We start from the raw sequence: 14,435 nt of genomic DNA on the forward strand, positions 1-14,435 counted from the left end.
GGTGGTGGGCGCGACGGCCCACATCCAGCAGGTGCGTCGCGGCCGCGCCAAGGCCTCGCCGTGGCTGGCGGCGTTGATTGCGCGCAAGCCGCCGAAGCTGGCGGCTGTGGCGCTCGCCAACAAGACCGCCCGTATGGCCTGGAAGATGATGATCACCGGCGAGCCGTACCGTTGCGGCCTGGCGGGCAGCCTGACGCCTCCTCGCCGCCCTCAAGGCCGCTTCGCGCCGCCTACGGCGGTGGCCTGCGGCCAGCCCTGACCGCGGCTCAGCACGACGCTGACATGCCCGGATAGGCCGCAACGGAGGAACACCGAACACAAGCTCTTGCAACGGAAGGAAGATGGCGTGATCGATCGATCCGTGACGCGCGAAACTCCGAGGGATCCATTGGCCAACGAAACCGCTGGCATGATTGGAACGGGCGTCGCGAACCCCACCTTGGCCAGCGGCCGCAAGGACCGTGCTCAAAGGCCGGACATATGGACGCAAGCGATCGAAAACGACGCAAAACAACCGTTGCAGGCAGGGCGCCGTCCACATATGGATTCCAGGGTCTCTGCGACGCCGCTTCGCGGCTGCTACGCCTTGGGATGACGAAGCTGGGTTCACGCGCTGCGCCGCTCGGCCGGCCGCGCATCGAGCAGCTTCTGCAGCTTGGCGATCGAGTTCTGCTCGGCGAGCGGCGTGTAGACGATCAGTTTCATGTCGGAGCCGTCGTCGATCGACAGGCTCATATGCTCGAACGCCATGGCACCCGCTATCGGATGCCTGACATGCTTTACACCCGATAGGTTACGGGCCACGTCGCGTAGCGGCCACCAGGCGCGAAACTCCGGGCTCGAGCGCGTCATCAGCGCGATCAGCCGCTCGAAATCCGGATCGCCGACATATCTGGCGCTTTCTGCCCGGAATGACGCCAGCACGGCACGCGCCAGTTCCTCCCAGTCAACGAGCAGGCGCCGATGCTGCGGGCTGGTGAAAACCATATGGACGATGTTGCGGGCATCGCCCTCCAGCACGCCATAGTCGCCGAACACGGCTGCCGCGGCAGAGTTCCAGGCCAGCACATCCCAGCGCCGCCCAAGGACATAGGCCGGCTGCAGGACCAGGCTCTGCAGCATGTGCAGCAAGGGACCGTCGACCTTTTCCGGCGCATCGACGCGTCGCTCCGGCTGCGGGCGGCCGGCAAGAATGAACAGATGCCGTTGCTCAGCCGTGTCCAGGCGCAGCGCCCGGCTGAGCGCCGTCAGCACTTCCACCGACGGCCGAACGTCGCGGCCCTGCTCCAGCCAGGTGTACCAGGTCGTGCCGACGCCGGCGATCATCGCCACTTCCTCGCGCCGCAGCCCGGGCGTGCGCCGGCGCAACCCCGTCGGGATGCCGGTGGCCGAAGGCGTCAGCCTTTCGCGCCGCGAGCGCAGGAAGGCGCCAAGCTCGCGGCGGCGGCTGTCTTCGGCGGAGTGTGTCGGTGAATCCATCGGTGCTATTATAGCAGTATCGATACCAGGATAAAGTTTGAACTGTTTGGCAAGTGGCCGGTGCCCCATCTTTCCGTTCAGAGCGATGACATGGAGGCTCTGAACATGGAACTGAAAGACAAGACAATGCTCATCACAGGATCGACCGACGGCGTCGGCCGCGTCGTCGCGCAAAGCCTCGGCGCCGGCGGCGCTCGTATCCTGGTGCATGGCCGCGACGCGACTAGGGGCAAGGCGACCGTGGCCGAAATCGAAGCCGCCGGCGGCAAGGCCGAGCTGCTGGTCGCCGATCTCTCCTCCCTGGCCGAGGTCCGCCGCCTCGCCGAGGCGGTGCGCGCAAGGACCAAGCGGCTCGATATCCTTATCAACAATGCCGGCGTCGGCACAGCCGGCCCCAACTCCAAACGACAGGTTAGCGCCGACGGCTACGAGTTGCGTTTTGCCGTCAATTATCTCGCCGGCTTCCTGCTCACCACGGAGCTGCTGCCACTGCTCAAGGCCAGCGCGCCGGCGCGCATCATCAACGTCGCCTCGGCCGGCCAGCAGGCGATCGACTTCGACGATGTCATGCTGACCCGCTCCTATGACGGCGTTCGTGCCTACTGCCAGAGCAAGCTGGCGCAGATCATGTTCACCATCGATCTGGCGGAGCAGCTGAACGGCACCGGCGTCACGGTCAACAGCCTGCATCCGGCAAGCTACATGAACACCACGATGGTGCGGCAGGCGGGCGTCACACCCTGGAGTTCGGTCGAAACCGGCGCCGAAGCCATCATCAATCTCGCCACATCGCCGGCGCTCGAAGGGCGAAGCGGCCTCTATTTCGACGGCCAAAGGGAATCCCGCGCCGATGCGCAAGCCTATGACGCGAAGGCGAGGCAACAGTTGCGTGAATTGAGCCTCGGCCTTGTCGGGCTCGCACCCGCCTCCGCAACATCGAAGAAAGAAAATTCATGACCGAGAAAACGCAGCACGCCGTGATCGTCGGTGGCTCCTCCGGCATCGGCCTCGCCACCGCGACAAAGCTGCTCGGCCCGGGGATGAAGGTGACTATCACCGGGCGCAGCAGGGAACGGCTCGACAATGCATGGCAAAGCCTTGGCGGCGCTGTCGGAAAAGCTGCCTTCGATGCCGCGAAGCCGGACGAGGTTCGCCGGTTCTTCAACGATCTCGGCCCTTTCGATCACCTGGTGCTGGCCGCCAGCGGCGGCAAGGGCCTCGGCGCGTTCGAAACGCTTGACCTGACCGACATCGGCGGCGGCGTCGACGAGAAGGTCCGGCCACAGCTCTCCTGCCTGCAGGCCGCCTTGCCGACGCTGAACAAGAACGGGTCGGTGACTTTCATCTCGGCGGTGTCGGCGCAATTGTCGGCGCCGGGTGTCGCCGGCATCGCCGCCGTCAACGGCATGCTGCTGACCGTGGTGCCGATCCTGGCAATGGAGCTGAAGCCGCTACGCGTCAATGTCGTGGCGCCGGGCGTCATCGACACGCCGTGGTGGGATTTCCCGCCCGATGAACAGCGCCATGCGGTGTTTGCCGAGTATGCCGGCAAGACGCCGGTCGGCCGCATCGGCCGCGCCGAGGACGTCGCCGAGGCAATTGCGTTCCTGGTTTCGAACAGCTTCGTCACCGGCCAGGTCCTGACCTGTGATGGCGGCTTGCGGTATGCGGCGTGAGCGGCTGCCTCCAAGAGGCATCAGTCGTTGTCAAAGCGACTGCGCGATCAGCGCCAGAAATCCTCCGGCCAGCGCGACGTTGCCGACAAAGCCATTGATGCGGGACGCGCGCTCCGGGCCCTGATTGTCCCAGAAGTTATGGAACATCGGCGTGGCGACGATCAGGAACAGGATCAGGCATGCCGCCGCCGGAGCGGTCCAGATGCCCGCGATCACCAGTGCTCCGGCAATGATCTGCAGGACGATCCCCAGCCAAAGAACCAGCCGTGCCTGCGGCACGCCGCGCGTCGTCATCAATTGGCTCACCGACGCCGCGTTCTGAATGTTGCGCAGGCCGGCAAAGACAAAGGCGCCGCCAAGCAGCAGGCGGGCGGCGAATAGGACCTCACTATCAAAGTTTGAAAACATGCTGTCGGGTCCTTGGGCAGAAAAGAGGCGCGCGGCGCAAAGCCCCGCGCCTGGTCCATGCTCAAGCGGCCAAGACTGCTGGCATCGGATGGATTGCATGAAACGGAACGCAAAGCCGGTTCCAGGTGTTGATCATGCCGAGCGCAACCGAGAGCTTGACCAGCTCCTCTTCCGAGAAATACTCGAGCGTCCTTGCATAGAGTTCGTCCGACACACCGTTGTCGGCAATCCTGGTCAGCGCGTCGGTCCAGGCCAAGGCCGCGCGTTCGCGCTCTGAAAACAGCGGCGATTCCTTCCAGGCGGAGACGAGATAGAGCCGCTGCTCGCTTTCGCCGTCGCGGCGCGCTTCGCGGCTATGCATCTCGACGCAATACGAGCAGCCGTTGATCTGCGACGCCCTGAGCTTGATCAGATGCAACAGGCTTTTTTCGAGCCCGCATTCGTCGACTGCCTTGTTGAGCGCCGACACCGCCTTCATGATCTCCGGCGCCGCGCCGAAAAATTGCAGCCTCTGTTTCATCGTCTGTAGCCTTTCATGCTTGCTTGGTTGAACTTGATTTCTGCGGCCGCCGATGGCGCTCGACGAAGGCGCAGTTCGCGGCGACCGAACGGGGATCGGCATCGGCGGTGTATTCTGCAACGATGTCGGACAGCCGGGCGTCGGCGAGCGCGGCGCGATAGGCACGCTCGGCCTTCAGCATGGCTACGTTGATGCCGCAGGGTTTGACGTATACCGAGGCATCGAGCTTCGCTGGGCCGCGCTGGCGGATTTCGGCGCAGCGGAACGCCGGTTCACGCCCCTCGACGGCCAGCACGATATCGAGCAGCGTTATGCGTTCCGCCGGCCGCGCCAGCCGGTAGCCGCCGGACGGCCCCGGCACTGATTCCAGAATGCCGGACGCAGTCAGCGCGTTGAGATGCTTAAGCAGATAGCTCGGCGACAGCCCGAACGCTTCGGCCATGGCCGCACCTGGCAAGGTCGCGGCGCCATCAACGCCGGCGAGCATCGCGGCGCAGTGGATGGCCGCTTCGACGCCTTCGCCCAGCTTCATTTCGCTCTCCTGTTCATGGATATAGATTATCTTGGATATCTTTTATCCGCAATAGGAAAGTCAAAAAGCGGCGCCCATGGACGCCGCTTTTTTCGCAATGCTATTCCGCCGCCACCTTGGCCATCGGATTGTTCGGATGCGTCGTCCAGTTGGCATAGATCGGCGACACCGGCCTGCCGGTGCGCTGGTCCATCACGCCGACCGCCAGCGCCTCCATGGTGATGCAGTTCTCGACCGGACAGACATTGACGCAGAGATTGCAGCCGACGCATTCGGCCTCGATCACCTCGAAATGCCTGACGCCGTCGACCATGCTGGTGATGGCCTGGTGCGAAGTGTCCTCGCAGGCGATGTGGCAGCGGCCGCATTTGATGCAGGCCTCCTGGTCGATATGCGCCTTGGCGACGTAGTTGAGGTTGAGATACTGCCAGTCGGTGACGTTGGGCGTGGCACGGCCAATGATGTCGTCGAGCGTGGCATGGCCCTTCTCGTCCATCCAGTTTTCCAGGCCGGCGATCATCTCCTGCACGATCTTGAAGCCGTAGGTCATCGCCGCCGTGCACACCTGCACATTGCCGGCGCCGAGCGCCATGAATTCGGCGGCGTCGCGCCAGGTGGTGATGCCGCCGATACCGGAGATCGGCAGGCCATGCGTTTCCGGGTCGCGCGCGATCTCGGCCACCATGTTCATGGCGATCGGCTTCACCGCCGGACCGCAATAGCCGCCATGCGAACCTTTGCCGTCGATCGTCGGCTCCGGTGCGAAATTGTCGAGATTGACGCCGGTGATCGAATTGATGGTGTTGATCAGCGACACCGCGTCGGTGCCGCCGGCAAGGGCAGCGCGTGCCGGCTTGCGTATGTCGGTGATGTTGGGCGTCAGCTTGGTGATGACCGGCATGCGGGTATTGGCCTTGCACCAACGCACCACCATTTCGATGTATTCCGGCACCTGGCCGACTGCCGCACCCATGCCGCGTTCCGACATGCCGTGCGGGCAGCCGAAATTGAGCTCGATGCCGTCAGCGCCGGTCTCCTCGACTACCGGCAGGATCGCCTTCCAGGCATGCTCCTCGCACGGCACCATCAGCGAGACGACGATCGCCCGGTCGGGCCAGTCCATCTTGACCTGCTTGATCTCGCGCAGATTGACCTGCAGGTCACGGTCGGTGATCAGCTCGATATTGTTGAGGCCAAGCAGGCGACGATCGGCGCCCCAGATGGCGCCGTAGCGCGGCCCGTTGACGTTGACCACCGGCGGCCCTTCTTCGCCGAGCGTCTTCCAGACAACGCCGCCCCAGCCAGCCTTGAAGGCGCGGATGACGTTATAGGCCTTGTCGGTCGGCGGCGCCGAAGCCAGCCAGAACGGGTTCGGCGATTTGATGCCGACGAAATTGTTGCGGATGTCTGCCATGCTCATGCCCTCCCGTTCGAGGTCAGTGCCCGATGAATGCTTTCCGCCGCGTCGCGGCCTTGTGCGACGGCCGAGACTGTCAGGTCGTCGCCGCCAAAGATGCAGTCGCCGCCGGCCCAGACGTTTGGCAGCGAGGTGCGGCCTTCGGCGTCGACCTTGATGCGGCCGGCTTCCAGGTCAAGCAAAGCCCCGCTGCCGTTGAGCGCAGCCGGGACAAAACTCTGGCCGATCGCCTTGAACACCTGATCGGAGACGAGCGTCAGCCGCTCGCCGGTGCCGACGAGCCTGTCGCCGTCCATCGCGGTGTATTCGAGCTCGATCGCCGACACCTTGCCGGCATCGGCAATGACCCGCTTCGGCTGCAACCAGTGCCGGATGATGACGCCGTTGGCGGCAGCCAGATCCTGCTCGAATTCGGAGGCATTCATGTGCTCCGGGCCGCGCCGATAGCAGATCGTCACCTCTTCGGCTCCGAGCAGCTTCGATTGCACCGCCGCGTCGATCGCCGTCATGCCGCCGCCGATGACGACAACACGCCGGCCGACCGGCAGGCTGGCCAGATCACTGGCCTGACGAAGCTCGGCAATGAACTCGACGGCATTGGTGACGCCTTGCGCCTCCTCGCCTTCCGCTCGCAAGGCATTGACGCCGGCAAGCCCCATGCCGAGGAACACCGCATCGTAATTCCTGGTCAGGTCCGACAGCTGGTAATCACGGCCGAGCGCCTTGCCGTTCTGGATGTCAATGCCGCCGATCGACGTGACATAGTCGACTTCAGCCTGGGCGAAATTGTCGACGCTCTTATAGGCGGCGATACCGTACTCATTGAGGCCGCCGGGCTTCGGGCGGGCTTCCAGGATGGTCACGTCGTGGCCGTAGCGGGAGAGCCGATGCGCGGCGGCAAGCCCGGCCGGTCCGGCGCCGACCACGGCGACCGTCTTGCCGGTCGGTTCGGGGCGCTCGTAGAACTGCTTGTTTTCGGCCATGGCGACATCGGTGGCGTAGCGCTGAAGGCGACCAATCTGCACCGGCTTGCCTTCGGCCACCTCCCGCACGCAGACTTCTTCGCATAGCGTCTCGGTCGGGCAGACGCGGGCGCACATGCCGCCCAAAATGTTCTGGTCAAAAATAGTCTTGGCTGAGCCGATCGGATTGCCCGTCGAAATCTGGCGGATGAACAGCGGGATGTCGATCGAGGTCGGGCATGCATTCATGCACGGCGCGTCATAGCAGAAATAGCAGCGGTCGGACTCGACCAGCGCCTCGTGATGATCGAGCGGCGGGTGCAGGTCGGCAAAATTATCGGCATATTGTCCCGGCGAAAGCCGCCCGCCGGCAATGCCTTGCTTGAACTGGCCTTCTGGCATCGTCAGTTCCCCATGTTCTTGTTTTGGGGAAGGCTAGCACGTTTTGTTTTTTTATCAATTGGTCAATTTTCTGTGCAAACTGCTGAAAAGCCACGAATAAACATGACAAGTGTACTCATGTTACCAAAGCCGCCGACAGGGAAGCTTGGCCATAGCGGCACTGCCGTTGCTGGACTGAGTGGTCAGCCTGGTAAGCTTAGCGTTGGTTTTGATCACCGAAGGCAAAGGGCCCTGAAGTCTTCGTCCGTCAGCTGCGTCCAGCTGCCATCGGGGCCGGGATCGGCCTCCTCCCGATGGCACAGCGCGACAAGTTCGGAAGTGAGCGACATCCGGCGCATGGATCAACAACCCCTCGTTGACTGCGAGCAAAGTCGAAAACCGCAGGGCGCGCAACCCGGTAACATTTCCAATTTGCCGTCATCTTTTTTGGTTGGCTGTCGGATTTTCGTCGTGAAGATCGTCCTAGAATGGATCGCGCATGATCGATGTACAAACCGCAAGGAGCACGACAATGCCACAGTCCCCCATGCCCTTCTTCTGGTACGAGCTGATGACCACCGATCTCGACGCCGCCGAGGCGTTTTACACCTCCGTGGTGGGCTGGAGGGGGCAGCCTTTCGAAGGGGCCCAGGGCATGCCGCGCTATATCGTCATGAATGTCGGCGAGCGCGGCGTCGGCGGGATGATGACGCTGCCCGATGACGCGCGCAAGATGGGCATGCCGCCGGCCTGGGTCGGTTATATCCTCACCAGGGACATCGATGCCGCAACGGCCTCCCTCAAGAAGGCTGGTGGCGCGGTTCACCGCGAGCCCGACGACATTCCTGGCGTCGGCCGCTTCGCCGTCGTTGCAGACCCGCAAGGCGCGATGTTCAACTTCCTGCAGCCCAGCGGCCCCGACCAGCCGCCGCTACCGTTGGCGACCCCCGGCAACATCGGCTGGCATGAGCTCTACACGTCAGACTGGAAGGCGGCGTTCGATTTCTATTCCAGCCAGTTCGGCTGGGAGAAGGGCGACGCCATGGATATGGGTCCGATGGGCGTCTACCAGCTTTTCGCCTTCGGCGGCGAGCCCGTTGGCGGCATGATGAACAAGCCCGAGCAGATCCCGGCGCCGGTCTGGCAGTTCTATTTCAACGTGCCCGGCATCGACGCGGCAGCCAAGCGCGTCACCGACAATGGCGGCAAGATCCTGATGGGTCCGATGGAGGTCCCCGGCGGCAGCTGGATCGTACAGTGCACGGATCCGCAAGGCGCCCATTTCGCGCTAATGGCACCGACGCGGTAACAGGCCGCGCCAATTGCGGGGCCGCCATCGTGCGGCCCCAAGGCTGCAGCACGCCTCACGACTCACTCACCGACAGTTGAATGAAGGCCGGACTATGTGAATGGTCCGGCCTTTGGCGATGACCTATGGCCGGGCTAGGTGAAAATGGAGTCGTAGATGAAGCTTTTCGAAGGCCTCGCCGGATATCAACCGTTCGCCCTTGCCGCCTTGCGCATCATGACGGCGCTGCAGTTCATTGAGCACGGCACCCAGAAACTGTTCAATTTCCCCGTCGGCGACCATGCCGGCACCATGAGCGGGCTATCGCTGACCGCGGCCATCCTGGAATTCGGAGGCGGCATCCTGCTGGTATTGGGGCTTTTCACCAGGCCGGTGGCATTCCTTCTCAGCGGCGAGATGGCGATCGCCTATTTCATGGCGCACATGCCGCAGAGCTTCTTCCCGGTCAACAATGGCGGCGATGCCGCGATCTCCTTCTGCTTCATCTTCTTCTATCTGGTATTCGCCGGCCCCGGCGCCCTGGCACTGGACAACCGCAAAACATCGTAGCCGGGCGGATCAGCGCGCGCTCAGGCCGACTTGCGCGCAATCAGGCCCGCGAAGGCGATGAACCCGAAGAACTCTCCGGCTTCGACACGCCGGCGCGCCTCGTGCTTCAGCCCGTCGCCAAGCGCGTTGTCGAGTCGCTTCCAGCCGGCCAGAATATCGGCGCCGCGATCGACCAGAGTCAGCATGTAGTCGGGCGCGGCAATTTGGGCGTAGCCGTAGCTGTCGAATTTTTCGACGACAAAGCCCGCCGATTTCGCCAGCAGCGGCAGCCGGCGCGTCAGCCAGCGGTCATTCACCAGCGCCGCCATTGCGGCATCCACGCAATCCTGCAGCGGATCATGATCGCCGATGGCGACCGTCGTCGTCGCGTAATCGCCGTCGAAGATCGCCAGGCAGCCGCCTGGGCGAAGCACGCGCAACGATTCCGTCAGGGCCTTTTCGGGACCGGGCACATGGGTCAGGCAGGTATGGAAGATGACCACATCGAACGAGTTGTCCTCGTGCGGCAGCGACCTGGCATCCCCTTCGACGAAGTTCAGGTTGGGGATATCCGCGGCAAGCTCGCGCGCCTTCGCCAGAAATATCGGCGACGGATCGAGCCCAACAACCTCGTTCACCCCCGGCCAGCGCGCAAGCTCGCGACTGATCGGTCCCGAGCCGCAGCCGCCTTCGAGGACGCGTGCCCTTTCCGGAAAATCGATCGACGAGAAAAACGAGTGGCGAATTGCCTTCTGGCGCGGGTCTGCGGCCCGCAACTCCATCGCGTTGATAAGAACCGCGACAACAGCCGGATCAGCGGTTGTGATCTGCGCATACACGTCGGGCATGGTGGACCTCCGAAGCAATTGCCCAGCCTTCCGCCGCAGCTCGACAATAAAACCAAAGGTCACCGCGCGAAAGAATTTTCACTATCGCGAAATCGTCCTCCCCCTTTCATCGTGCCACCGGCACGGCGACTTCGCTATGCCACTCGGTTCCTCAACCGCGCATCCGCTCGAAATTGGCGTCGAACAGCGGTGTCTGCTGCATGCGTGCGGCGTAACGCTTGCCCAATAGCTCGATCTCGAAACCGTTGGCCTCATCGGCGATCTCTTTCGGCACATAACCCATGGCGACGGATTTTTTCGAATGATGTGCGTAGCCGCCCGACGTGACCCAACCGCGCACGGCACCGCCGTACCAGATTGGCTCGTCGCCGATGACGTCGGCATCGACAGTATCGACGACAAAGGCCCGCAGCCGCAGTCTGCCGCCTTGCTTGCGCTCGGCCAGTGCCGCCTGCTTGCCGATGAAATCGGCCTCTTTGCCATACGCGACGAAGCGGTCGAGGCCGGCCTCCAGCGGCCCATAGATCGGCCGGTATTCGCGCGCCCATGAGCCGTAATTCTTCTCGAGCCGCAGCGCATTGAGCGCGCGCGAGCCGAACAGGCCGATGCCGAATTCCTCGCCCGCCCCCATCAGCGCCTGGTAGGCTGCACGCTGATATTCCGGCGCCACCCAGATTTCGTAGCCGAGGTCGCCGGTGTAGCTGACGCGCCCGACCAGGCACGGCGCCATGCCGATATCCATCCTGCTGATGGCCATGAACGGAAAGGCCGTATTCGACACATCAGATCGTGTGATCTTTTCAAGAAGGTTACGCGCGCTCGGCCCGGCGATCGACAGGCCGGTGAGTTTTGCTCCCAGCGCCTCGATGCTAACAGAGCCGTCCTTCGGCAGATGCGCTTCGAACCAGCGCATGTGGTACTGCTCGGCGACACCGCTGCCGGCCAGGAACCAATTCTTACTTGCAGAATTTGGACCGCCGAGATTGGCCAGCGTGAAATCGCCGATCAACCTGCCGTCTTCCTTCAGCATCGGCGCCAGCGTCATGCGGCCGGGCCTTGGCAATTTGCACGCGAGCATACTGTCGAGCCAGGTTGCTGCGCCCGCGCCGGTGACTCTGTATTTGGCAAATGACGAGATTTCCGACAGACCAACGCGTTGCCGAACCGTCTCCACTTCTTTCGCGACATGCTCGAAGTCGCTCGAGCGGCGCCAGGAGAATTCGTCCTTGACCCCTTCGGGCGCATACCACAGCGGCACTTCCAGCCCATAGGCGACGCCCCATTGCGCGCCCTCGGCCGACAACAGATCATAGACCGGCGTCGTCTTGAGCGGTCGCCCAGCCGGCAGTTCCTCGTTCGGGAAGCGGATCGAAAACCGCCGCGAATAATTCTCGCGCACCTTGGCGTTGGTATAGGCCATCGTGGCCCAGTCACCGTAGCGCGACACATCCATCGCCCAGATGTCGGCGCCGGGATCGCCCTCGATCATCCAGTTCGACAGCGCCAGGCCGACGCCGCCGCCCTGCGAGAACCCGGCCATGACACCACAGGCCACCCAGAACCCCGGCAGGCCGCGCACCGCCCCGACCAGCGGATTGCCGTCCGGCGCGAAGGTGAAGGGTCCGTTGATGATCTGCTTGATGCCGGTGTTCTGGAACGCCGGGAAATGCCGGAAGCCAACCTCCAGCGACGGTGCGATGCGGTCGATATCGGGCTCCAGCAGTTCGTGGCCGAAATTCCATGGCGTCTGGAATTCGGACCATGGCTTGTTGGCCTTTTCATAAGTGCCCATCAGCATGCCGCCGCGTTCCTGGCGCAAATACAGCTCGCCGTCGAAATCCACGGCATGGATGATTTCGGAACCAGCCTTCTGGTTCCAGGCGGCGACTTCCGGCATGTCCTCGGTGATCAGGTACATGTGCTCCATCGCCAGCACCGGCAGCTCCAGCCCGACCATGCGGCCGACCTCACGCGCCCACAGGCCGCCGGCGTTGACGACATGCTCGGCCACAACCTCGCCCTTGTTGGTGATGACACGCCACAACCCGTCGGCGCGGCGCACGATGTCCTCGACCTTGGTGAAACGCTCGACCTCGGCACCAAGCTTCCTCGCGGCCTTGGCGTAGGCGTGGGTGACGCCGGACGGATCGAGATGACCGTCCTCCTTGTTGCGCACGGCACCGACGAACTGCTTGGGATCGAGCAACGGCATCAGCTCGGCCGCCTCGTTTGGCGATATCTCCTCGAGCTCGATGCCGAGATAGCGGCCCTTGGCGATGACACCGCGCAGCCAGTCGAGCCGCGCCTCGGTCGCCGCCAGCAAGACGCCGCCAGTCAAATGCACGCCGGTCGCCTGGCCGGACAGTTCCTCGATCTCCTTGTAGAGCGAGATTGTGTATTTCTGCAGCTTGGCGACATTGGGATCGCCATTGATCGTGTGCATGCCGCCGGCGGCGTGCCAGGTCGAGCCGGAGGTCAATTCATCGCGCTCCAGAAGCACGATGTCTGTCCAGCCGTGCCGGGCCAGATGGAACAGCACGGAGCACCCGACGACGCCACCACCGATAACCACGACCTTTGCATGCGATTTCATGGGATTCTCTCTGACGTCAACGAGTTGGATGGGAACGATGAATTCGGGGAGGAGCCCCACGAGCGCGAGCCTTCGATCATCACGGCTCGCTTTGCCCGATCGCTTCCTTGCGCTTGGCCACGTACGTCTCAAGCGCCTCGCGCCTGGAGACTTCCATCACCGGCTCGACATAGTCCTCCAGCGCCTTCTTCCAAAGCCTCGTCGCCCGCGCCGTGGCATCGAGCCCGCCAGCCTCCTGCCAGGCCTCGAAATTTTGCCAGTTGGACAGCATCGGCTGGTAGAAGGCTGTGGCGTAGCGCTCCAGAGTGTGCGGCTCGCCGAAGAAGTGGCCGCCGGTCGGAACCGCACCCAGAGCCTCGACAGCAAGCTCGGCCTCGTTGACCTCGATCGGGCGCAAAAACTCCATCATGTGCTGGATCATCTCGACGTCGATGATGAACTTTTCGAACGACGCCGTCAGTCCGCCCTCTTGCCAGCCGGCGGCATGGTAGACCAGGTTGCCATGGCCGAGCACCGCGCCCCACAGCGCCATCAGCGTCTCATAGGCGCCTTGCGCGTCGGCGGCATTGGAAGCCGAGCCCGGCGTTGTGCGATAAGGCAGGTTGTAACGCCGCGCCAACTGTCCGGACGCGATATTCGCCTTGGTGTTTTCAGGCGTGCCGAACGCCGGCGCTCCCGATTTCATATCGACATTGGAGGTGAAGGCGCCATACATCACCGGCGCGCCGGGCCGGACGAGCTGCGTCAGCACCACGCCGAACAGCGCCTCGGCATTCTGCTGGGCGAGCGCGCCGGCAAGCGTCACCGGGCTCATCGCCCCCATCAGCGTGAATGGCGTTACCGCCACCGACTGGCCGAACTCGGCCATCGTCATCAGCCCCTCGGCCATCATCTCGTCGAAGCGGCGCGGCGAATTGACCGAAATGATCGTGGTGACGCCGGGATCGTGGCGCATCTCGTCAAGCGTCAGTCCGCGCGCGATTGCCATCATTTCGATGCCGTCGAGCGCCCTGCCGCGGCCGATGGCCGAGACGTGAAAGCTTTTGTCGGTCAGTGTCAGATTGGTGAAATAGGTGTCGAGATGACGGGAATTCGCCGGCAATTCTACCGGCGCGCAGACCTGGTTGCCTAGCATGTGGATGCAGTTGAAATGCTGCGCCAGCCGGACGAGATCGGAATAATCGCGCAAATTGCCGGCACGGCGGCCGCGCTCCATGTCGTGCACATTCGGCGGCCCGGCGACGAGCGTGAAGTTGATGGTATTGCCGCCGAGGTGGACGGCATGGGCGGGATTGCGCGGCGTCAGCGTATAGCTGGACTGCGTCGTCTTCAGCGCTTCCTCGATCATGCCGCGATCGATGCGGACGTTCATCGTGGCATGATCGACCTTGGCTCCGGCCTTCTCGAACAGCGACAGCGCCGGCGGGCTCATCACCTCGATGCCGAAATTCTCCAGGATATGCATCGACGCCTGGTGGATCGCCTCGATCTGGTCGGCCGAGAGCATCGCCATCGGCGGATAAGGATTTGTCACCCGCCTGAGCGACAGTTGCGGGATGGCGGTCGGTCCCCTGTTGCTGGTTCGCTCGGCGCCGCGCTTGCGTCTTGGTTCGCTCATGCGGCGCATCAAAGCGCCGGGACGAGGATCGGGCTGTCAAGAATCCGCCACCTGCGGGCGTGATTTTAGCCAAGGCGGCATTCCGGGAATTTCACGTCGGTAAAAGCGACAACAAACGTCGGAATGTTTATACCTGCTCAGTGTCGGCCAAAGCGGCCGATGAG

General features: G+C 63.3%; 13 protein-coding genes and 2 pseudogenes. 5 read left to right on the forward strand and 10 right to left on the reverse strand.

Going from position 1 to position 14,435, the window contains the following annotated elements; all coding sequences use genetic code 11:
- A pseudogene (locus tag NKH28_RS25675) lies at nt 1–259 on the forward strand (hypothetical protein); the annotation flags it as partial.
- Between the two features lie 347 nt (nt 260–606).
- On the opposite strand, the gene NKH28_RS25680 reads toward NKH28_RS25675, so the two are convergent.
- Entirely contained in the window at nt 607–1,479 is an 873-nt protein-coding gene (locus NKH28_RS25680; RefSeq protein ID WP_352980709.1) for a helix-turn-helix transcriptional regulator, read from the reverse strand.
- A gap of 105 nt (nt 1,480–1,584) precedes the next feature.
- Here NKH28_RS25680 and NKH28_RS25685 point away from each other — a divergent pair, with 105 nt between their 5' ends.
- Nucleotides 1,585–2,436 (forward strand): SDR family NAD(P)-dependent oxidoreductase, encoded by an 852-nt coding sequence (locus tag NKH28_RS25685; protein ID WP_352929959.1) that lies wholly within the window; start codon nt 1,585–1,587, stop codon nt 2,434–2,436.
- Entirely contained in the window at nt 2,433–3,155 is a 723-nt protein-coding gene (locus NKH28_RS25690; RefSeq protein ID WP_352980710.1) for an SDR family oxidoreductase, read from the forward strand. Before NKH28_RS25685 ends, NKH28_RS25690 begins: the two co-directional genes overlap by 4 nt.
- Nucleotides 3,156–3,185: 30 nt before the next feature.
- Here the strand turns inward: NKH28_RS25690 and NKH28_RS25695 are convergent, their stop codons facing one another.
- The 6 genes and pseudogenes from NKH28_RS25695 to NKH28_RS25720 form a co-directional block, all read right to left on the reverse strand.
- Complete coding sequence (locus NKH28_RS25695; RefSeq protein ID WP_352980737.1) at nt 3,186–3,563, reverse strand: DoxX family protein; 378 nt, start codon at nt 3,561–3,563, stop codon at nt 3,186–3,188.
- 61 nt (nt 3,564–3,624) lie between these two features.
- Entirely contained in the window at nt 3,625–4,083 is a 459-nt protein-coding gene (locus tag NKH28_RS25700; protein WP_352505556.1) for a carboxymuconolactone decarboxylase family protein, read from the reverse strand.
- Between the two features lie 13 nt (nt 4,084–4,096).
- Complete coding sequence (locus tag NKH28_RS25705; RefSeq protein ID WP_352453193.1) at nt 4,097–4,615, reverse strand: RrF2 family transcriptional regulator; 519 nt, start codon at nt 4,613–4,615, stop codon at nt 4,097–4,099.
- A gap of 100 nt (nt 4,616–4,715) precedes the next feature.
- Entirely contained in the window at nt 4,716–6,029 is a 1,314-nt protein-coding gene (gene preA, locus NKH28_RS25710) for an NAD-dependent dihydropyrimidine dehydrogenase subunit PreA (protein ID WP_352980738.1), read from the reverse strand.
- Nucleotides 6,030–6,031: 2 nt separating this feature from the next.
- The gene (locus tag NKH28_RS25715; RefSeq protein ID WP_352769151.1) at nt 6,032–7,396 is read right to left on the reverse strand and encodes an NAD(P)-dependent oxidoreductase; all 1,365 of its coding nucleotides are present in this window, start codon (nt 7,394–7,396) and stop codon (nt 6,032–6,034) included.
- A 215-nt stretch (nt 7,397–7,611) separates the two neighbouring features.
- A pseudogene (locus NKH28_RS25720) lies at nt 7,612–7,734 on the reverse strand (gamma-glutamylcyclotransferase); the annotation flags it as partial.
- 173 nt (nt 7,735–7,907) lie between these two features.
- Here NKH28_RS25720 and NKH28_RS25725 point away from each other — a divergent pair.
- Both NKH28_RS25725 and NKH28_RS25730 read left to right on the forward strand, forming a co-directional pair.
- Nucleotides 7,908–8,684: a VOC family protein gene (locus tag NKH28_RS25725; protein WP_352453197.1), complete on the forward strand. Its 777-nt coding sequence runs from the start codon at nt 7,908–7,910 to the stop codon at nt 8,682–8,684.
- Nucleotides 8,685–8,840: 156 nt separating this feature from the next.
- Nucleotides 8,841–9,233: a DoxX family protein gene (locus NKH28_RS25730; protein ID WP_352684720.1), complete on the forward strand. Its 393-nt coding sequence runs from the start codon at nt 8,841–8,843 to the stop codon at nt 9,231–9,233.
- A gap of 20 nt (nt 9,234–9,253) precedes the next feature.
- Here the strand turns inward: NKH28_RS25730 and NKH28_RS25735 are convergent, their stop codons facing one another.
- The 3 genes from NKH28_RS25735 to NKH28_RS25745 all read right to left on the reverse strand — a co-directional run bounded on the left by NKH28_RS25735 (nt 9,254) and on the right by NKH28_RS25745 (nt 14,271).
- Nucleotides 9,254–10,060 (reverse strand): class I SAM-dependent methyltransferase, encoded by an 807-nt coding sequence (locus tag NKH28_RS25735; RefSeq protein WP_352980711.1) that lies wholly within the window; start codon nt 10,058–10,060, stop codon nt 9,254–9,256.
- 151 nt (nt 10,061–10,211) lie between these two features.
- Nucleotides 10,212–12,653, reverse strand: coding sequence for a GcvT family protein (locus tag NKH28_RS25740; RefSeq protein WP_352980712.1), 2,442 nt, complete (start codon nt 12,651–12,653; stop codon nt 10,212–10,214).
- A gap of 79 nt (nt 12,654–12,732) precedes the next feature.
- Nucleotides 12,733–14,271, reverse strand: a complete 1,539-nt coding sequence (locus tag NKH28_RS25745) for a trimethylamine methyltransferase family protein (RefSeq protein ID WP_352980713.1) — start codon at nt 14,269–14,271, stop codon at nt 12,733–12,735.
- Between the last annotated feature and the right edge of the window lie 164 nt (nt 14,272–14,435).

Source organism: Mesorhizobium sp. M1227 (assembly GCF_040318315.1).
In the GTDB taxonomy this organism is placed as follows: domain Bacteria; phylum Pseudomonadota; class Alphaproteobacteria; order Rhizobiales; family Rhizobiaceae; genus Mesorhizobium.